This window comes from Undibacterium sp. TJN25, assembly GCF_049339885.1.
Taxonomy (GTDB): domain Bacteria; phylum Pseudomonadota; class Gammaproteobacteria; order Burkholderiales; family Burkholderiaceae_D; genus Undibacterium.
On record NZ_JBMPPM010000003.1, the window covers coordinates 321,143 to 340,631 of the forward strand.

The 19,489-nt window shown below is 57.3% G+C and carries 18 protein-coding genes; 8 read left to right on the forward strand and 10 right to left on the reverse strand.

What is annotated here, in order from left to right:
- Nucleotides 1-68 precede the first annotated feature (68 nt).
- Entirely contained in the window at nt 69-752 is a 684-nt protein-coding gene (locus ACO0LO_RS08425; RefSeq protein ID WP_422963761.1) for a DUF2026 family protein, read from the forward strand.
- Nucleotides 753-1,038: 286 nt separating this feature from the next.
- Here the strand turns inward: ACO0LO_RS08425 and ACO0LO_RS08430 are convergent, their stop codons facing one another.
- Together ACO0LO_RS08430 and ACO0LO_RS08435 are read right to left on the reverse strand one after the other, a co-directional pair.
- Nucleotides 1,039-2,034 (reverse strand): aliphatic sulfonate ABC transporter substrate-binding protein, encoded by a 996-nt coding sequence (locus ACO0LO_RS08430; protein WP_422963762.1) that lies wholly within the window; start codon nt 2,032-2,034, stop codon nt 1,039-1,041.
- A 302-nt stretch (nt 2,035-2,336) separates the two neighbouring features.
- Nucleotides 2,337-3,125 carry a DUF2971 domain-containing protein gene (locus ACO0LO_RS08435; RefSeq protein WP_422963763.1) on the reverse strand — a complete coding sequence of 263 codons (789 nt, stop codon included), beginning with the start codon at nt 3,123-3,125 and terminating at the stop codon, nt 2,337-2,339.
- A 292-nt stretch (nt 3,126-3,417) separates the two neighbouring features.
- On the opposite strand from ACO0LO_RS08435, the gene ACO0LO_RS08440 reads away from it, so the two are divergent.
- Nucleotides 3,418-4,731, forward strand: a complete 1,314-nt coding sequence (locus ACO0LO_RS08440; protein WP_422963764.1) for an NYN domain-containing protein — start codon at nt 3,418-3,420, stop codon at nt 4,729-4,731.
- 39 nt (nt 4,732-4,770) lie between these two features.
- Here ACO0LO_RS08440 and ACO0LO_RS08445 read toward each other — a convergent pair whose 3' ends face one another.
- The gene (locus ACO0LO_RS08445; RefSeq protein WP_422963765.1) at nt 4,771-5,718 is read right to left on the reverse strand and encodes a LysR family transcriptional regulator; all 948 of its coding nucleotides are present in this window, start codon (nt 5,716-5,718) and stop codon (nt 4,771-4,773) included.
- 111 nt (nt 5,719-5,829) lie between these two features.
- Between ACO0LO_RS08445 and ACO0LO_RS08450 the strand changes: the two genes are divergently transcribed.
- Entirely contained in the window at nt 5,830-7,317 is a 1,488-nt protein-coding gene (locus ACO0LO_RS08450) for an MmgE/PrpD family protein (protein WP_422963766.1), read from the forward strand.
- 460 nt (nt 7,318-7,777) lie between these two features.
- On the opposite strand, the gene ACO0LO_RS08455 is transcribed toward ACO0LO_RS08450, so the two are convergent.
- The 5 genes from ACO0LO_RS08455 to uraH form a co-directional block, all read right to left on the reverse strand.
- A complete protein-coding gene (locus ACO0LO_RS08455; protein ID WP_422963767.1) occupies nt 7,778-8,524 on the reverse strand; it encodes a transporter substrate-binding domain-containing protein in 747 nt (248 codons plus the stop codon).
- 293 nt (nt 8,525-8,817) lie between these two features.
- A complete protein-coding gene (locus tag ACO0LO_RS08460) occupies nt 8,818-9,348 on the reverse strand; it encodes an ureidoglycolate lyase (RefSeq protein WP_422963768.1) in 531 nt (176 codons plus the stop codon).
- 78 nt (nt 9,349-9,426) lie between these two features.
- The gene (gene alc / locus ACO0LO_RS08465; protein WP_422963769.1) at nt 9,427-10,437 is read right to left on the reverse strand and encodes an allantoicase; all 1,011 of its coding nucleotides are present in this window, start codon (nt 10,435-10,437) and stop codon (nt 9,427-9,429) included.
- A 77-nt stretch (nt 10,438-10,514) separates the two neighbouring features.
- Nucleotides 10,515-11,747: a urate hydroxylase PuuD gene (locus tag ACO0LO_RS08470; RefSeq protein ID WP_422963770.1), complete on the reverse strand. Its 1,233-nt coding sequence runs from the start codon at nt 11,745-11,747 to the stop codon at nt 10,515-10,517.
- 149 nt (nt 11,748-11,896) lie between these two features.
- The gene (gene uraH / locus ACO0LO_RS08475; protein ID WP_422963771.1) at nt 11,897-12,250 is read right to left on the reverse strand and encodes a hydroxyisourate hydrolase; all 354 of its coding nucleotides are present in this window, start codon (nt 12,248-12,250) and stop codon (nt 11,897-11,899) included.
- Between the two features lie 486 nt (nt 12,251-12,736).
- On the opposite strand from uraH, the gene ACO0LO_RS08480 reads away from it, so the two are divergent.
- The 5 genes from ACO0LO_RS08480 to ACO0LO_RS08500 all read left to right on the forward strand — a co-directional run bounded on the left by ACO0LO_RS08480 (nt 12,737) and on the right by ACO0LO_RS08500 (nt 17,373).
- Nucleotides 12,737-13,462, forward strand: a complete 726-nt coding sequence (locus tag ACO0LO_RS08480) for a GntR family transcriptional regulator (protein ID WP_422963772.1) — start codon at nt 12,737-12,739, stop codon at nt 13,460-13,462.
- 19 nt (nt 13,463-13,481) lie between these two features.
- Nucleotides 13,482-14,453 carry an allantoinase PuuE gene (gene puuE, locus ACO0LO_RS08485; RefSeq protein ID WP_422963773.1) on the forward strand — a complete coding sequence of 324 codons (972 nt, stop codon included), beginning with the start codon at nt 13,482-13,484 and terminating at the stop codon, nt 14,451-14,453.
- Between the two features lie 16 nt (nt 14,454-14,469).
- Nucleotides 14,470-14,988: a 2-oxo-4-hydroxy-4-carboxy-5-ureidoimidazoline decarboxylase gene (gene uraD, locus ACO0LO_RS08490; protein WP_422963774.1), complete on the forward strand. Its 519-nt coding sequence runs from the start codon at nt 14,470-14,472 to the stop codon at nt 14,986-14,988.
- Between the two features lie 233 nt (nt 14,989-15,221).
- A complete protein-coding gene (locus ACO0LO_RS08495; RefSeq protein WP_422963775.1) occupies nt 15,222-16,073 on the forward strand; it encodes an outer envelope protein in 852 nt (283 codons plus the stop codon).
- A gap of 280 nt (nt 16,074-16,353) precedes the next feature.
- Nucleotides 16,354-17,373, forward strand: coding sequence for an MBL fold metallo-hydrolase (locus tag ACO0LO_RS08500; protein WP_422963776.1), 1,020 nt, complete (start codon nt 16,354-16,356; stop codon nt 17,371-17,373).
- Nucleotides 17,374-17,446: 73 nt separating this feature from the next.
- Here ACO0LO_RS08500 and ACO0LO_RS08505 read toward each other — a convergent pair whose 3' ends face one another.
- Nucleotides 17,447-18,478 (reverse strand): adenosine deaminase, encoded by a 1,032-nt coding sequence (locus tag ACO0LO_RS08505; protein ID WP_422963777.1) that lies wholly within the window; start codon nt 18,476-18,478, stop codon nt 17,447-17,449.
- Nucleotides 18,459-19,400, reverse strand: a complete 942-nt coding sequence (gene xdhC, locus ACO0LO_RS08510) for a xanthine dehydrogenase accessory protein XdhC (RefSeq protein ID WP_422963778.1) — start codon at nt 19,398-19,400, stop codon at nt 18,459-18,461. Before xdhC ends, ACO0LO_RS08505 begins: the two co-directional genes overlap by 20 nt.
- Nucleotides 19,401-19,489 lie beyond the last annotated feature (89 nt).

Sequence of the window (19,489 nt, forward strand, 5' to 3'; positions counted from 1 at the left end):
GTACTTGAGAAATTGTTGGCGATGGATTGGTTATACTGCGCCTCTAGAACTCAATATATTTTTCCACTATGAAGAAAAAAAGCAAAACGCCCCCGCTATCATTTGCCGCATATCAGCGTCTTCATAATGTTATTCACAGTTTGTCGAATAATTTTGCACATGGGCCTGATCGCTCTTGTGTTTTCTTTAGCATTACCGGTGCAGCACTAATGCACAAGCACTATCAGCTAGATGCGCAAGTAGTCTGCGGTGGTGGCGCAGTAATGTTAAACGATAAGCCAGAAACTGCGTTGTCGTGGTTCGTGAAACGCCCGGACGGAACGATAACTACTGGACATGAAGCATTTCACGCTTGGATCTCTTGTGAAGGCTGGCTAATCGATCTTACAGCTCCGAATTACCATGAGGCGCTAGAAGGTGCGACACTTCAGAATCCGACGAATGAGCAACAGTCCGTCCCTTCTATCAAGGTACCGCGCATGATGTTGCAAAAACCCCTGACGGAAACCGAAAAGGAACTTGATGAGGTAAGTAAGCCCGGTGATTGCGTATTTTTTCCAGATATCGAAGTTACGACTACGGTAATTGACGAGGCGTTCGAACGAGTCCAACTTGGAGATATCATTAACATTGCATACAACTGGCATCGTCCAGTGCCGCATAAGATGGAATCATCCGTCACCATTATGGATAATTATGGTGAGGTCCAGACGATCAGCCTCATTAGGCGTGAGTTGGTTGGAAAGTGGTAACGGCTAAAGCGATAACTTCGCCTTAGGTTCAGAGCTTCGTACATGACTGGCAATCTGAAGCTAAGCCGGTCCTAGATCATAGTGACGGGTAGTTTAAGGATATGATGGCGCATAGAATTATAGTGCCAACAAGTTTCGATCCCATCACGGCAATTGACGCACATTGTTGTAAACCATATCCAAGGTGACACACTTAGCGCTGCGATAAAGTCTAGTGCGAGATCGGCGCGCCGAGCTGAAGCTGGCCTACCTGTTCATCAGCCACGACCTAGCGGCCCGGCAATGCTCAAGGCTTGGCGAGCTGCGCTGTGGGTGTCACCGGCGGTGACCACAAAGGAACCGCAGTGGCATTGATTTTATGTGGCAGCAGTCCCGCGGACTGGAAGGCATCGGCGATGCGCTGTTGTTCTCCCAGCGCCGTGCTTACTACCGCCCGCACTTCATAGCTGCGGCGGCTGTTCGCCAATTCTACGGTCGCTGTGTCGAGACCCCAGATCGGAGCCAGGAAGGCTGCCGCTTCCTTGGGACTTTGCTTTACCCAGTGTCCGGTTCTCCTGAGTTCCTCAAAGATGATATTCAGCAGGTCAGAGTGCGCTTCGGCAAATGGCGTTGCGGCCAGGTAGTACCTTTGGTAGTCCGCGATGCCCTTGCCGTCTGCCAGGATACGAGCCTGGGTCTGGCGTTGCGCGCCGGCCAGGAATGGGTCCCAGGTGACCCATGCGTCAACACTGCCGCGTTCGAAGGCAGCGCGGCCGTCGGCCGGTGTCAGGTAGGCGGGTTCGATGTCCTTGAAACTCAGCCCGGCCTTGTTCAATGCCGCGATCAGCAGATAGTGGCTGCCGGCCGCCTTGGTGAGCGCTATCTTCTTGCCTTTCAGTTCGGCGACGGTCTGGTATGGCGCGTTGCTGCGCACCAGGATGGCTTGCGCCGACGGCGATGGCGCTTCCTGGGCGAGGTAGGTCAGCTTGGCTCCCGCTGCCTGTGCAAATACCGGCACGGTATCGGCAACGTCGGCGCTGACATCGATGCCGCCCACGTTCAATGCTTCCAGCAAAGGCAGGCCGCTGGAAAATTCGCTCCAGCTGATCTTGGCCCCCAGTTGCGCCAGCCGTTTTTCCAGCACTCCCTGGGCCTTGATGATGGTGATCAGTGTCGACGACTTTTGGTAGCCGATACGGATGGTGTCCGGCTGTTTTTGCGCGTGCGCGGGAAGGGTGGCAAACGAGGCGAAAAATGCCGTGGTTGTGAGCAGGGCAAGCAGGCGGCGGCGTTGGTTACGCATATCGGAATCCAGTCAGGGAGGGATGGTCGATTGTAGGGATTCCCTGATGGAGCTTAAACGAATCTTTTCGTGTATCGATATTGGTTTACTGGATATGTTTGGCCGGCTTGCATTTCATTGCGAAAAACTGGGCGATAGGTTAAGTTGGTGCATCAATTTTTCAAGGGTGGCAATGCAGCTTTGACTTCAACAGTTACTGAATTAATGTGCCCGCTGATCTTCTACTGTTTTGCCACTCTCCAATTTTTTGTGCGTTCTCTTTGGTGTCCATCCTCTCAGGAATTAATCGGGGCACTTTCTTGCTAAGTCGTTCCGCATTCCACAATATCCAGTAGAAACGACCCAGTCTTCAATTTCGCCTCATACAGAATTACATGACGACCACTTGCGTGCAGAAGTGTCGCTATTCGTTCTCTTTCGTGTTGAGGCATGTACATTCCATAAATAACGCCTTCGAGCAATGGTGTTGGATATAAAAGGTGACGTGGCTCTTTCGTAAAATCTCGACTGAACTCAATCAATCGCCACTCTTTTTCATATTGCCAGCTGAGATATTTCGTTAGAAATAATTTATTAAAATCATCACTTTGATCTTCTGCAAAAAAATCAACCTCCGGATAATCAAGCGTATATTGGACGGGCTCAACGTAGTCAAATAGGTCGGCAGTCCGATATTTGAGGCACATTCCCTTGTGCGCGTCTGCGTAGTGATAGTACATCACCGGACAATGCCCGGTTTCTGTTAAACACAACACGCCAACATTTCTGACTTGGCGTTCAACTACTTCACGAGCAAACAACCAAAAAGCGTCGTTCATTGCTGGGTATTTGTTGTGATATTCGATCATGTGACGCTCTACCTCGACGCCATTAGCCATTGGATGTTCCAGCTTAATAGCACGGAAAAACGTCTGCTTACGAAAATGCGCTATAGCAAGTTCGTCTCCATTTTCAAAACGATAGTGCGGCTTGCAATCCATAGGGTCATTAAACTCCTTTGGATCAGCAAACCATAAAAGATTAGTTGTCAGATTTTTTTCGTCACGTTCATTTTTAAAAGATCGATATCTATACAAAAATTCAGGTGGCATTTCAACTATCCTTTTCATTGAATTTAGCATTGTGGAAACAAATGTAAATTGACAGCTAATTGTGGTGTACCCGCGGTTTACTCTGGTTTGTTCTCACACATAGCTAAGCTATCTATGTAAGAAGATCATTACTCTTATCCTTGAACGAATCTTATCGTCAGCTATTGTGAGCTAGGGTAACGGTGAAACCAGACATCAATCAAGGGCAATATGTCATTGTTACGTATAATCACGGCAGGAATCCGCATCACTGCTTGCGGAAGTCATCATCGCTTTATTGGAAAAACAAATAATGGCCTCATCCCCCGATAACCTCAGCATGGCGGTATTTTGCGACTTCGAAAACGTCGCCCTCGGCGTGCGCGACGCCAAATACGACAAGTTCGACATCAAGCCGGTGCTGGAACGCCTGTTGCTGAAAGGCAGTATCGTCGTCAAGAAAGCCTATTGCGACTGGGACCGCTACAAGAGCTTCAAGGCCGGCATGCATGAAGCCAACTTTGAGCTGATCGAAATCCCGCACGTACGCCAGTCGGGCAAGAACTCGGCGGACATCCGCCTGGTCGTTGATGCGCTGGACCTGTGCTACACCAAGTCGCATGTGAACACCTTTGTCATCATCAGCGGCGATTCGGATTTTTCACCGTTGGTGTCCAAGCTGCGCGAGAACGCCAAGCAGGTGATAGGCGTGGGCATCAAGCAATCGACTTCTGATCTGCTGGTGGCCAATTGCGATGAATTCATTTTTTACGACGACCTGGTGCGCGAGAGCAGGCGAGCGGCGCAAGGCCGTGGCGTGCGTGAAGCACAGCCGGCCCCCCGGCGTACGCCAGAGGAAGAGCAGCATCGCCGCGAGGAAAAAGAAGGGCGCCGCAACCAGGCGATCGAGATCGCCATGCATACCTTCGATGCGCTGGTGTCCGAGCGCGGCGACAGCGGCAAGATCTGGGCGTCGATGCTGAAGGAGGCGATCAAACGCCGCAAGCCCGATTTCAGCGAGTCTTATTACGGTTTCCGCACCTTCGGCAACCTGCTGGAAGAGGCGCAGGCGCGCGGCCTTCTGGAATTCGGCCGCGACGAAAAATCGAATACCTATGTGTACAAGAGCACTGGCGGCAATGCAGTTGCTGGCAAGGCCGGCGATCAGGCAGGCGAACAGCCAAGGCCGATATCGGAAGCGGAATCTGAAAGCGTGGCAGCGGTTGTTGCAGAACAAGCCCAGGCCAAGCCGGAACGCCGTCGCAGCCGCGGCGGACGCAAACCGGCAGCGGCCAGGGGTAACGGTGCGCGTCAAGGCGGGCCTGAGCGCGCCAATGGCGAAGAAGTGCAGGCTGAGCCCGCGGTGTTTTCCGCACCTGCGGCCGCAGTTGCCGATCCAATGCCCGCTGCGGTAGAACAGGCGCATGAAGCGGTAGAGCCGCTTGCAACGGCGGACGCCAAGGCAGGCAAGAAAACACCGCGCAGGCCGGCAGCGGCGGGCAGCAGCGGCAGGGCCAGGAAGGCCGCCGGTAGCGTACCTGCAGAAGAGGCAGCGCCGGTTAAACCGGCAAGCAAGCCAGCAGCCCGCACACGCCGTCCACGCAAAACGGAGGCAGCGGACGAGTAGTTTGCTCGTTGCTGAATAAAGCCTGGGCCGGCCTCCGCCTCAGGCTTTTTTTGCGGCCGCCGCTTTTGCCGCGCGTGGCCGGCTTTTCGCAGCCTGGCGTTTTGCGAAGATCATGTCATACAGCCTTTGTGCTGCGGGAGACAACTGCCGGCCGCGCTGGCGTATCAGGCCTATCGTGCGGCTGATGACGGGTTCCACCAGCGGTACACTGACAAGTAGCGGATGTCCTTCCTGCGGCATTGCCAGCCGGGGTACGGCGGCGATGCCGAGGCCGGCTTCGACCAGGCTGACCAGCGTCAGCACATGTCGCACTTCGCAAAACCAGCGTGGTCGCACCGGGCTGGCGGTTAAAGCCTGGTCCAGCAGCATGCGGTTGCCGCTGTCTCGCGTTACTGTCATGTACTCATATTCTCCCAGTTCGGCCCAGCTGACTTTTTTGCGTTTCGCCAGCGGATGGTCGTTGCGACAAGCCATGACAAAGTCTTCCTTGAAGATGGCCTGGAAATCGACGTCCGGTTCCTGCGTGCCGATATAGTTGAGGCCGAAGTCGGCCTCGCTGCGTGCAACCGCCGCCAGCACTTCGTTGGCCCCTTCGTCGATGACGCGGACCAGGATGTTGGGGTATTGGTGGTGGTAATCCTGTAGCACGTCCGGCAGGAAATAGCGGACGGCGGACGGCACGCAGGAGATGCTGACCTCGCCGCGCATCTTTTCCGCGACATCGCGCATGCCCATCAGCGATTCTTCCAGCCCCACCAGCAGCTCGCGCGACTTGCGCATGAATTCGCGCCCTACGGGTGTCAGCGCGACCTTGCGCGTAGTGCGCTCGAACAGCCGTACACCCAGCGAAGTCTCCAGCCTTTCTATGCGCCGCGACAGTGCCGACTGCGACAGGTGCAGTTCCACCGATGCGAGGCTGAAGCTGGCATGGTCTGCCACCGCAATAAAGGCGCGCAGGTCGGATAAATCAAAATTTATGCGTGACATGCATGAATACCTTCGAATTTTGCATTTCACATTCTAACAGCGATGCCGCATCATCTAGCGCTACGCTTTGTATTCCCCCGGATTCCCGATAAATCTAATAAGAGACAACTCATGAACGATAACAACCGCCGTAATTTCCTCAAATCCAGTGCTTCCGGCGCGATCGCCTGCGCGGTGCCAGCCCTGGCTTCTGCTGTCGCCGGCTCTGCCTCTGCTGCTGAACCTGTTGCCAAGGAAGTTCCTGCCGCGGCAAACGGCCAGGGCGTCACGCGCACGCTGGCCAGTTATATCGTCCGTTCCCGCTATGAGGACTTGCCGGAAAACGTCAGGAAAGAAGGCGCGCGCACCCTGCTGAACTGGGTTGGCGTTGCCATAGGCGGGTCGCGCCACGAGACGGTGGACCGCGCGGTTGCCGCGCTCGGCCCTTTTTCCGGGCCGAAGCAAGCCAGCCTGCTGGGCCGGCATGAACGTTTTGACATCATGAACGCGGCCTTCGTCAACGGTGTCAGCAGCCATATTTTCGATTTTGACGATACCCACCTCAAAACCATCATCCATCCGGCCGGTCCTGTTGTTTCAGCGATCCTGGCCTTTTCGGAATACCAGCCGGTGTCAGGCAAGGATTTCCTGAACGCGCTGGTGCTGGGCGTGGAAACGGAATGCCGGATAGGCAACGCCGTTTATCCCAACCACTACGACATAGGCTGGCACATCACCGGCACGGCCGGCGTGTTCGGCGCGGCGGCTGCCGCCGGCAAGCTGATGGGGCTGAGCGAGCAGCAGATGGTATGGGCGCTGGGCCTGGCCGCTTCGCAGCCGGTGGGCCTGCGCGAATCCTTCGGTTCGATGAACAAGAGCTTCAACCCTGGCAAGGCGGCCAGCAACGGCCTGTTCGCTGCACTGCTGGCGGCCAAGGACTACACCAGCTCGGAGGGCATGATAGAAGCCAAGCGCGGCTGGGCCAATGCCATCAGCACCAAGCAGGATTACCAGGAAATCACCGGCGGCCTGGGCACACGGTATGAGGCCTTGCTAAATACCTACAAGCCCTTTGCCTGCGGCATCGTGATTCATCCGGCGATAGATGCAGCCATCCAGCTGCGTAACCAGAACAAGCTGACCGCCGACATGATAGACAGGGTGGAACTGCGCGTGCACCCGCTGGTGATCGAGCTGACAGGCAAAAAGACGCCGCAGATCGGTCTGGAGGGCAAGTTCAGCGTTTACCATTCGGTGGCGGTGGCCATTGTGGACGGCGCCGCCGGCGAACGTCAATACAGCGACCGCGCGGTGCGCGATCCCAAAACAGTGGCGTTGCGGGACAAGGTCAATGCCACGATCGATCCGGCCATCAAGGCCGAACAGGTGGATATGACCATCGTGCTGAAAGACGGCCGCAAATTGCACAAGTTCATCGAGCATGCGATAGGCAGTACGCAGGTGCCGATGACGGACAAGCAGCTGGAAGCGAAATTCATCGATCTGGCGGATGGTATCCTGCCGGCGGCGCAGACCCGCGCGGTGATGGATGCCTGCTGGCAGGTTGCCCAATTGCCTGCCGCGGCAAGTATTGCCAGGGCGGCGGTGCCGGCGGCGTAAACTGCCGTCTGGTATGGCAATGCCGGGCAGGCCATATTGTTGCCAGCAAAGTTATTGGAGTGATGAATATCTGATATGCGCAAAATAAAGAGGACTTATTTGTTGCGCTGCGATATAGTCACTCCTGTCTCCTCCAATACCTCCTAAAGGTTTGGATTTAGCCCGCAACCGCAAGGTCGCGGGCTTTTTTTTGCCCGGGATTATACCGTCGTTTGGCCGGCTTTAAAATTGACTCTAGCCATGCTGTTAAAGGGCTTACAGGGGATTTGCCGATATGGCGTCTGTCGTGACCTGTGTCTGGGCAAAGAACCCTGAGCCGCCAAGATATAAGATTTCTAAATAACAGATATAAGAATAATAAAGTTCATTTATTTGCTGCGCTGCGATAAAGTTACACCTGTCTCCTCCAACACCTTCTAGGTTTGGATTTAAGCCCGCGAATAGCGGGCTTTTTTTTCGCCTATCCCTTGCGGAATAGCTTGTCGATTTCGGGATTCAGTTTGTCCAGCAATTCATTCGGCACGATCTTGCTGCACCACAGGTAGCGCAGGTTTCCCTTGGTCATATCGGAAAAATGCACCAGCTTGAACTGCTCAGGCCGGAAGCTGGATGCCGCAACCAGCGCCGCATACGCATCTTCCGACATAAAAAAATAGTCGCCGCGCCTGGCCATCAGCATATTCAGCATGTTTGGCAGTTCCGCGCTGGTGGTTTCTGTGCGGGGCTGGTATCTGGCGACGGAATCATCGACAAATTTGCCGAAAGAATAACCGACCTTGGACAGCATCGTGAGTTGCGGCTGGCGCAGCGTTTCTTCCAGCTTGCGGCCGTCTGTCATGGCCGCGTTGTCGGCGCGGGTCAGCGCCACGACAGGGCGGGCCAGGTAGATAGGGTGGCTGAACTTGCCGACCTTTTCACGCTCCGGGTTTTTCAGCGCGCCGACGATGCAGGCGCTTTCCTGGCTGTCCTGCAGGATCTGGTATTGGCGTGCAAGCGGGATCTGCTGCCATTTATAGGAAACCCCGGCCTGCTGGAACGCCTGCGTCACCGGGACGGCAATCAGCCCCTCCATCTTGCCGTTGTTATGCTTGTCGAAATGGAATGCAGGATGCTCGACATACAGTAGCGTGATGTCGGCAGTACCGGCCGCCTGGGCGGTATCCAGCAAGCCGGCCATGGCCAGCAGGAGACACTTTTGTTTATGCATAGTGATGCTGCCAGCTACGTGGGGCAAATCGATTCGTTTATATCATAGCCGGATTCAGCGGGAGGGCAAGCTGCCCGGGGACCGGCAATGCAGTCTACCCGTAGTGTTGCTGTATATCAAGAGTTATGCTTATGGGAAATATCTGATATAAGCAAAATAAAGCATACAGCCGTGTTGCGGTGCGGTAAAGTTACACCCGTCTCCTCCACACCTTCTTAGGTTTGGATTTAGCCCGCAACCGCAAGGTGAGCGGGCTTTCTTTTTTCCGCTCGCCTTCTGCTGCTTTTCCGAATTTAGCCCTTGGCAGCGCGCGCCTGGTGCAAGGCCGCTTCCGTCAGCCACGTATCAGTTTGCAGTGTGATCTCATCGCAATTCGCACCCTGGCCTATGCGGTCCACGACCAGGAAGTCGCTGACTTTGTGCAGTGCAATCAGCGGATGGTGCCAAACGCCTTTTGCATAGTTGACGCCCTGGAAGCCCCTGCCCAGGAAAGCGCGCACATCTTCCAGCCTGAACTCGCCCGGCGGCGCCACCACCACCAGATATTCATCTTCATCGCTTTGCGTTACCGGCACAAAGGCCTGGCTGCCCAGCGGATGCCTTTCCATGATGGCGATTTCCAGCGGCAGCGTGCGCGGCTGGCCGCGGAACAGGCTGATGATGGGCTGGCCGCCTTCCGCGGCGGTATCGGCGGTTGCCAGCGCATGATAGCGCTCGGTGGTGCCCTGGTTGATCGGGTAATGGCGCGCCCCTTCCAGCATGATGACGTCGCCGAAAGGGGCGAAGCTGGCGCGGCTCAGGGGGTGTATGGTCAGTGCAGGCATGCTTGTACTCTTTGAGTGCTGTTCAGGGTTGGACTACGCGCGGGCGGCGGACGCCCGCGCTGCATCTTAAGCAGGCTGTCAGGCCAGGCGGCTCCACAGCCGCAGGCGCGAAACGCCGCCGTCAGGGAACATATTAAACCGGATGTGGGTCACGGGCCCCAGCTTGGCGATCTGCTCCGCATAGTAGTGCTGGTGGTCCATCTGCAGTTTTTGCTCGCCCAGCAGTACCGGCCAGAACATTGATTGCGTGATCAGCGAGCTGTCGGTGCCGCCCACCACATGCGCTGCCTGTATCATGCAGCCATCCGGGTAATTGCCCTTGAAGTGGCAGGTATCGACTTCGATCTTTTCGACGATGCCGGGTTGCGCCAGCGCGATGATGCACCAGTCGTTGCCCGGCTCGCGGCGGCGGCGGGTTTCCCAGCCGTCTCCCATGTTGACGCCGCGTCCCGGCATCAGCATGTTCGACGCCAAGCCGAAATGCTGGTTGTTGGCGGCTACGACATAGCCGCCGTTTTCCATGGACACCAGGTCGAACAGCTGGTTGCGGTCGGCGTTGTTCCAGTCCGTTTGCGGCTGGCCGTACACGCGCAGGCGCGCCACGCCGCCGTCCGGGTAGATGTTCAGCCGCAGGTGCGTGAAGGCGCTGCCATGGGTGACTTCATGGTAGTGGTGGCTGTTGCCTTGCAGGTTCACCGACGGCAGGATTTCTGTCCATTCGGTCTGCGCATCCGGCGTACCTTGCGCGACATAGGCGCCTTCGAGCGATGCGGCCGGCGGATAGTTGCCGGTGAAATGGCTGGTGTCGATGTCCACACCCTTGATGGTGCCGGCACGCGCCAGCTTCAGCACGCACCAGTCATAGCCGTTGACGCGCTTGCGGCGCGATTCCCAGCCGTCCATCCACTTGCCGTTGGTGTCGTATTTGCCGGGGATGAATACCGCAGGCTCGGGGTTCAGCATGCGCGACATCTCGGCGAAGAAGTCGTCGCTGGTCGCCAGCGTCGCCGCGCCCAGGCGTGGATCGGCCAGGTTGGGGTAGCGGCGGGTGAAGTCAGGGGCGTTGGGGTCGAGTGCAATGCTTGCCATGATGAGTCTCTTTCTATATTGGTTTAAGTATTTTCCCGTGCTGCCGCAAATAGGCAGCACGGCGTTTTATGTCAGTTTTATTTTGCGCCGCCTTCAAACCACTGGGCAATGGTCGCGCGTTCCGCATCGGTGATATGGGTCAGGTTCCCGAGCGGCATCAGCTTTTGCTGCACTACCTGCTGGTAAATCAGCTGGGCCTTGGCCTGCACCTGCTCAGGCTGTTCCAGGATCAGGCCCTTGGCCGGTGTCGGCATCAGCGTCGGCTTGGAAGAGTGGCACTGTATGCAGCGCGCCTGCACGATCTGCTGCACCTGTGCCAGGGCAGGTGTGGCCGTTGCTCCGGTAGCAGGAGCTGTATCGGCCGGTGCGGCGCTTGCTGCGGACACGGCAGGAGCGGGTTCTGCCGGATGTGGCGCAATCCACGCCGCTACCGCCGCCAGGATCACGATAGCGATGGCCGGATACGCCATATTGGTGTTGCCCTTGTGGCGCAGGATGAAAAACTGGCGGATGAAGACGGCCGCCACCATGATCAGCACCAGCACCAGCCAGTTATGCGGATGTGTGTACGTCATGCTGTAGTGGTTGGACAGCATCGCAAACAGCACCGGCAGCGTGAAGTAGGTGTTGTGGACGCTGCGTTGTTTGCCGCGTTTGCCGTGGATGGGGTCAACCGGCTCGCCGGCCTTCATCGATGCCACTACCGTGCGCTGGCCGGGGATGATCCAGAAAAATACGTTCGCGCTCATGATGGTGGCGATCATCGCACCGATGATCAGGAAGGCGGCGCGGCCGGAGAACAGGTGGCAGGCTCCCCAGGCAGCGGCAATCACGTAGACCACCACCAGCGCAGACAGCAGCTTTTCATTCTTGCCGAACAGGCGGCACAGCAGGTCGTAGACGAGCCAGCCCACCACCAGGAAACCCAGCGCCAGCACGACGGCGATGGTGGGCGTCAGCGGGGCGACGCTGGGGTCGATCAGGTAGGTCTTCGCATTGAACAAATAAACCAGCGAGAACAGGCTGAAGCCGGATAGCCAGGTGCTGTAAGACTCCCAGTAAAACCAGTGCAGGTCTTCCGGCAATTTAGGCGGCGCGCCCAGGTATTTTTGCGGGTTGTAAAAACCGCCGCCATGCACGGCCCACAGTTCGCCGCCGACGCCTTGCTGCTTCAGCTTGTCATCCACCGGCGGCTTCAGGCTGTTGTCCAGCCACACGAAATAAAAGGACGAACCTATCCATGCAATGGCGACGATCACGTGCAGCCAGCGCAGCAGCAGGTTGGCCCAATCCAGCAAATATGCTTCCATTCAGATACTCCAAAAACTGTGACATGAGGAATGACAAGGTCTGCGCGCAAGCTTGCTAGCTGCAGCAAAATGCGGGCCATCCCCAGGCATGTCCGATAATGTGAAACGGCGCAAGGCCGGTGGCAGCTTGCTTGCAGTTCGATTGCAATTCAGCTGCCGCGATAGGTGGAGTAGCTCCACGGCGTCACAACCAGCGGCACGTGATAGTGCTGCGCGGCGTCCGACACGCCGAAACGCAGCGTCACGCGGCCCAGGAAGGCAGGCTCCGGTAGCTGGACACCCAGCCTGCCGAAATAGCTGCCGACGTCAAAATCGATCTCGTAGATGCCGGCCTGCATGGCGTCGCCTTCCAGCAGCGGCTCGTCGCAGCGGCCATCAGCATTGGTGCGCGCTGCGCGCAGCTCCAGCCTCTGCCCGCTGTCGATGCGATACAGCTGCACGGCAATGCCCTGGCCGGGTTTGCCGTGTGCGGTATCAAGTACATGTGTAGTTATACGTCCCATCCTGATTCCCTCATGATTTAAACAAATTTGCATTCATGGGAACATACATCGGGACTGCTGGAAAGCAAGTTTCCTGTCTACCCCGCTGCGATGTTCCTGATTCACAAATCAAAAAGAAAACACTAGCTTTGGGGTATCTCTAGCGATCTGCCGTCGGGCCGGGCGGTGCCGGCTGTTCGAGACTGTAGAGCTGCCTTCTATTATCGGAGTGTTTTAGGGCCTGCGTGAAAGCCTGCCTTAAAAATATTGACGACAAAGATAAATCAATATTGTTGACAATCTTATGCCCGCTAAAACCATCGTGTCAAATTTATTTTGAAGGAAATTGGCAAAGAGCGCTGATTTAACTATGAGAGCAGGCGCATTTTCAGATAAAAATGCAACAACCCAGGATGTTTTTGGTCGCATGGCATGCTGAAAATTCTTGCAATTGTCGACAATTTGAACTTTAATGGTCAACAAAGTTAATCTGAAAATGCCAACAAAATGAATGAGCAAGCCAAGTTAGCCGTTGTCCCTACCGCTTCCGCGGACAATGGGGCGGGTGCGGAAGAGCGCATGTACCGCGAGATTTACGATGCCATCATGGAGCACCGGCTGCCGGCACGCACCAAGCTGGCTGAGCAGTCGCTGGGTGAAATCTACAAGCTGGCCCGCCACGGCGTGCGCAAGGTATTGAACCAGCTGGCTGCCGACGGGCTGGTGGACCTGGAACCGAACCGCGGCGCTTTCATCGCCAGCCCCAGCGACAAGGAAGCACAGGATATGTTCGACCTGCGCCAGACGCTGGAGCAGATGGCGATAGAAAAAGCGATGGCCGGCGTAAGCACGGCGGACACTAGGGCACTGCGCGTGCTGGTGGAACGCGAACGCGCTGCTTTCATGCAGGGCGATCGCTCATTGTGGATACGCCTGTCGGCGGATTTCCACATCGAACTGGCGCGCCTCAGCGGCAACGACCTGCTGGTGGAAATGCTGCGCCGCTTGGTGTCGCGCACCACGCTGCTGATCTCGACAACTGATGCGCCGGGCAACCAGCCCTGCTCGTTCGACGAGCACCTGCAGGTCATTGAAGCGATGGAACGCAAGGACAGGGAGGCCGCCGTACAGCAGATGGCACACCACTTGCAACAGTGTTCTTGCCGCACGCCGAAAAAAAACGACAAAGGCTTTGACCTGCGCGCCGCGCTGGGCAAACGTCCCCCGAAATAAGTAAAAGGGCTGGATCACCATGCAAGCACAGACAGACAGCAACTACCCGCGCAACATGATCGGCTATGGCCCAGTGCCGCCGCATGCGCAATGGCCGCAGCAGGCACGCATCGCGCTGCAATTCGTGCTGAACTATGAAGAGGGCGGCGAGAACAGCGTGCTGCACGGCGATCAGGCGTCCGAGCAGTTTCTATCCGAAATCGTCGGTGCTGCCGCGTACGAAGCACGCCACATGTCGATGGAATCGATCTATGAATACGGCTCGCGCGCAGGCGTCTGGCGTATCCTGCGCGAATTCGAGAAACGTAAGCTGCCGCTGACGGTCTTCGGCGTGGCGATGGCCTTGCAGCGGCATCCCGAACTGACCCGGGCGTTTGGCGAACTCGGACACGAGATTGCCTGCCACGGGCTGCGCTGGATCCATTACCAGCATATCGACGAAGCCGTGGAGCGCGAGCACATGCAGCAGGCAGTGCAGATTTTCCGCGAGCTGACCGGCAGTGCGCCGCAGGGCTGGTACACCGGCCGCGACTCGCCCAATACGCGCAGGCTGGTCGTCGAACACGGCGGCTTTGCCTATGACTCCGACTATTATGGCGACGACCTGCCGTTCTGGACACAGGTCGCCACCGCCGATGGCAGCAGCAAGCCGCATCTCGTTGTGCCGTACACGCTGGACAGCAACGACATGCGCTTTGCGACGCCGCAGGGCTTCAATACCGGTGAACAGTTCTTCCAATATCTGAAAGACAGCTTCGACGTGCTGTACGCGGAAGGCAATCCGGACGGCCTGAATGCACCGAAAATGCTGTCGATAGGCATGCATTGCCGCCTGCTTGGACGCCCGGGACGCTTCATCGCGCTGCAGCGTTTCCTCGACTATGTACAGTCGCACGACCAGGTGTGGATCTGCCGCCGCATCGATATCGCCCGGCACTGGATGGAAAAACATCCTTACATTCAGCAAAGCCAAATTAACCAAACCGCTTGAACCGGAAGGCCTTATCTTGATCCATTCTATTTCGCTGGCAGAACTGAATTCGGCCAGCCAGGAAAAATTCGTATCTGTCCTGGGCGCGATCTTCGAGCATTCACCCTGGGTGGCGGAGCGCGCGTATGCGCAGCGGCCCTTTGCGGTGGTACAGGACTTGCATACTGCCATGGCGCAGGCAGTGCGCGATGCGGACGAGTCCACGCAGCTGGCATTGATCCGTGCCCACCCGGAACTGGCCGGCAAGGCAGCCGTGCGTGGCGAGCTGACCGCGGAATCGACGCGCGAGCAACGCGGTGCGGGATTGAGCCAATGCAGTGCAGAAGAATTCAACACCTTGCAGCAGCTGAACGCGGACTATAACGCCAAGTTCGGTTTTCCCTTTGTGATCGCAGTGCGCGGCCACGACAGGCACAGCATCATCCGTCACTTCAGCCGCCGCCTGTCTTCCGACCGCGCGACTGAAATGCAGGAATGCCTGGAGCAGATCATCAAGATAGGCGGCTTCCGCCTGGCGGATCTGGTTAGCCAATAAAAGCATACAGTAATTGGTAAATGATCTTGATCTGAAAAAGCGGCTGTCAACCAGGGCATCAAAAATGCCCGCGGTTGCAAGTCCTTGCCACCTCAACTCGATGGTGCCTGCTGTCCCGTGATGCGCATTGCAAAAAGCGATGCGGTAGCAAAAATATTAAAAAAAACTAACACCCGCTCCATGCCTTCCGGCCTGGCTGCAGGAAAATGTTGTCCAACCTTCTGGGAGTATGAATGAGCATCATCACAAAAAAGCGCGCAGCGCAGGCGGCCTTGCTGGGCCTGAGCGTGGCAGGCCTGGTACAGGCGCAGGCGGCGGAGTGGAGCGATACCGCAATCAGCTGGCGCCGCGGTAATTCTTTTGCCGAGCCTTTCAATCCGCAAGACATCAGCAAGAATATTTTCGCGCTGACGCATGTCAGCGGCTACAAGTACGGCACCAATTTCTTCAACCTGGATCTGCTGCAGTCCGACAGCTCCGATCCGGGTTCGCCAGGTTCCAGCGCCGGCGCGCAGGAGGCCTACCTGGTGTACCGCAATACGCTGGACATCGGCAAGATACAGGGCAAGGACATCAAGTTCGGCCCTGTCCGCGGCGTCGGCCTGACCTTGGGTTTTGACTGGAATACCAAGAACGATGTCGGCTACAATTCGCGCAAGCGCATGCTGGTCGCCGGCCCGACATTGATGTGGGACGTCCCCGGCCACCTGAACACCAGCCTGGTGCTGCTGCGCGAAAGCAATGCGCCCTCCTTCATTCCCAGCCGCTATACCTACAAAACCCATCCCATGCTGACGGCAGACTGGGGCATCCCGCTGGGCGAGAAATTCGCGTTTGAAGGCTATGCGAACTTTATCGCCTCCAAGGGCAAGGACGAAGTCGGCAACGACACCACGGCAGAAACCAATATCGACATGCAGGTGATGTATGACGTTGGTTCGTTATGGGGCGCCGGCAAGAACACGTTCCGCGTGGGGTTTGAATACCAGTACTGGAAAAACAAGTTCGGCAATTCTGCCGCGACGACCGGCAACAAAGGGCAGACCGCGAAGACGCCGATGATACGCGCGGAATATCATTTTTAGTTCCAGGCAGGCGGCAGGCGCTGGTTTTCTTTAATGCCACCTGTCCGTGCAGTCCGCACCGTTCTTAAAAAGGCTCGCCTCGCGCGAGCCTTTTTCTTTGGTGCCGCCCATCGACAGCGACGGTGGTCGTCTTTCGCATCTGCATGGGTGCTTAAAGCATAAAGCAGCACTTTGTTATAAGCTTGCGAGCAGCTATTGCATCGGCGGCGGGGGAAACAAAAAATGCCTTCTGCTGTGCAGTACTGAAAAAATATTCCAACAATAAAGACCTGGAGACACCATGAAAAAAATCCGCCGCGCGTCTGGTATTGCCGTCGCGCTTATTGCTGCCGGCCTTGCCGCCTGCTCCACACAAACTACGCCGACCGCACAGACTGGTGCGCCCAGCCAGGCCAGCGTGGATGCGCATATCGCCCAGGCGCAAAGTGCTGCGGGCACAGATTTGCAGCCGCTGATAGGTTTGTGCAAACCTGACCAGACCGCAGGCGCCTCGCAAGAGCAGAAGGAGCACGGGCTGGCCGCGTTGATGGCGCTGCCGGCGCCGGAACCCGGCCGGGCGTTCGACAACCTGTATTTTGTGGGCGCAGCCTGGGTCAGCGCCTGGGCCATCAAGACCTCGGACGGCATCATCCTCATCGACGCGCTGGATAACGATGCCGAAGCGGCGGCGCAGATAGAGGGAGGCCTGCGCAAGCTGGGCATGAACCCGCAGGACATTCGCACCATTATCGTCACGCATGCGCACGGCGACCACTACGGCGGCGTCAACTACCTGGTCAGCCGCTACCATCCGCGCGTCGTCATGAGCGAGGCGGACTGGACCATCACCGAGACCAAGCTGGAATTCGAATCTGCCCACTGGGGCGCGGTACCCAAGCGTGATGTCGCCGTCAAGGATGGCGACGTCATCACCCAGGGCGATACCAGGGTAACGCTGTATCAGACGCCGGGCCATACGCGCGGTACACTGTCGCCGATGTTCGATGTCTATGCGAACGGCGTCAAGCACCGCGCGCTGCTGTGGGGTGGCACTGCCTTCAATTTCGGCAAGGATTTGCCGCGGCTGGACAGCTATATCAACTCCACGGCACGCATGATGCAGGTGGCGCAGTCGCAGCAGGTGGACGTGCTGCTGTCCAACCATCCCAACTATGATAGTGCGATGGTCAAGCTGGGCGCGTTACGTGCGCAGCAAGGACAAGGCAGCAATCCCTTTATCATCGGCGCACCCACGGTACAGCGTTCGCTGACGGTGATGAACCAGTGTGCGCAGGCGACACGCGACCGCTTCAGCTTATAGAGGAAGAAAAGGCCGCTGACGCGGCCTGTGGCGGTTTATCGAAGCCTTGACCGCGGCCCGAGCACAATTGAAATCAGTGAGTGCTTGAGGCGAAAGCGTCCAACTCTTCCAGCCACAGCTGTTTTTGCTCCGCCGGCGCGAACGATGCGCAAAATCCATTCTTTGCCAGTTGCACCAGTTCGGCGCGGCTCAGGTCCAACGCATCGGCAGAGGCGATGAAGTTGGCATTCATATAGCCGCCGAAATAGGCCGGGTCGTCGGAATTGATCGTGATGCATAGTCCGGCGCGCAGCATGCGCGCCAGGTTGTGTTTGCTGAGGTCGTCCACCACGCATAGCTTCAGGTTGGATAGCGGGCATACCGTCAGCGGCATCTGAGTTTTGGCCAGCTTCTGCATCAGCGCTTCGTCTTCTTCGGCGCGCACGCCGTGGTCTATGCGTTCCACCTGCAAAATATCCAGTGCGCTGTGGATATAGGCCGGCGGCCCTTCTTCGCCGGCGTGCGCCACCAGGTGGAAACCGAGTTCGCGCGCCTGCGCGAATACCCGTGCAAATCTCTCAGGCGGATTGTCCACCTCGGCAGAATCCAACCCTACGCCATTCCACAGATCAGCATATTGCTCGCGCAGGGGTAGCGCCGCTTGCAGCGTCAGCAGCGCGTCTTCCTCGCTCAGATGGCGCAGGAAACACAGGATCATGCTGCCGGAGAACGCATGTTCCTGCCTAGCCTGGCGCAAGGCGCGGGCAATGCCGGCAAAGACAATTTCAGTACTGACACCGCGTGCGGTATGGGTTTGCGGATCGAAGAACAGCTCAACGTGGCGCACCTGGTCTGCCAGCGCGCGCTGGATGTAAGCCATGGTCAGGTCGTAAAAATCTTCTTCGGTCAGCAAGACCGCGGCACCCGCGTAATACAGGTTAAGGAAGGATTGCAAGTCGGTGAAGTTATAAGCGGCACGAATTTCTTCCACCGTTGCATAGGGCAGCGTGACGCCGTTGCGCTGCGCCAGCGCAAACATCAGCTCCGGCTCCAGCGAACCTTCTATGTGCAGGTGCAGTTCTGCTTTGGGCAAGCCCTGGATGAATTCATGGAGAGAGATGGTCATGGATGCTCAATTCTTTGCGTGGCGATGTAGGGGCTAGTGTACGTGCCTGTGACCACAGTTGCAATAATTGTGCCGCCACGGCGACCGCGATGACGCCGGGCTCCTTGCCGGTAATGCCGGGCACGCCTATCGGGCAGACCATGTGTTCCAGCCTTGCGGCAGGGATGCCGCGCTGTTGAAGACGACGTTCAAAATTGACCCGTTTGGTCTGCGAGCCTATCAGGCCGAACCAGGCCGCATCCGCGCGGCGCAGAATATGTTCCGACAAGAGCAGGTCCAGCCCGTGATGATGCGTCATCACCAGGAAGTAGCTGTGTGCTTCGGCGTTGGCGATCACGGCTTCCGGCACGTCGGTATCTTCCGCAATAACATGGGGCGGCAGGTTGGCAGGGAACAGATGGTCGCGTTCATCGACCCAGGTGATGCGGCAAGGCACCTGCGCCAGTACTTGCACCAGTGCCGCACCGACATGCCCGGCGCCGAACAGATACAGATGCGGCAATTGCGGCAAACAGCGCCGGTATTGCTGCAGGCGTGCTGCGTAGTCCGCGTCGTCCAGCAGGTCCAGCCTCTCCAGTGCAATCTGCACCACGCCGCCGCAGCATTGCCCCAGGCTGGGGCCAAGCGCCAGGCGTTCGGTGCGCGGCGCGGCGCTGCCGGCAGTGGATTTTTCGGCCAGCCACAGGCGGGCCATCGCCAGCGCCTTCCATTCCAGGTGGCCGCCGCCTATCGTGTCATATTGCGTATGCGGTGTAACCAGCATGCGGCTGCCGGTGGTGCGCGGCGTGGAACCGGCTGCATCGACGATGGACACCAGCACTGCATGCCGTTCACGCGGCAGCTGCACCAGCCCGCTGAACCAGTCCAGCGGGGTGATGGCATGTTGTTGCCCTATGCAGTCAGTGTGGTCGTGTTCGGTCATGGTTTATCAGGGTGGGTGCAAGCCTTGAAGCAAGCTTGATACCACGTCAAGATAGCACCGCCTGCCGCACGCGGCATATTGCCGCAATG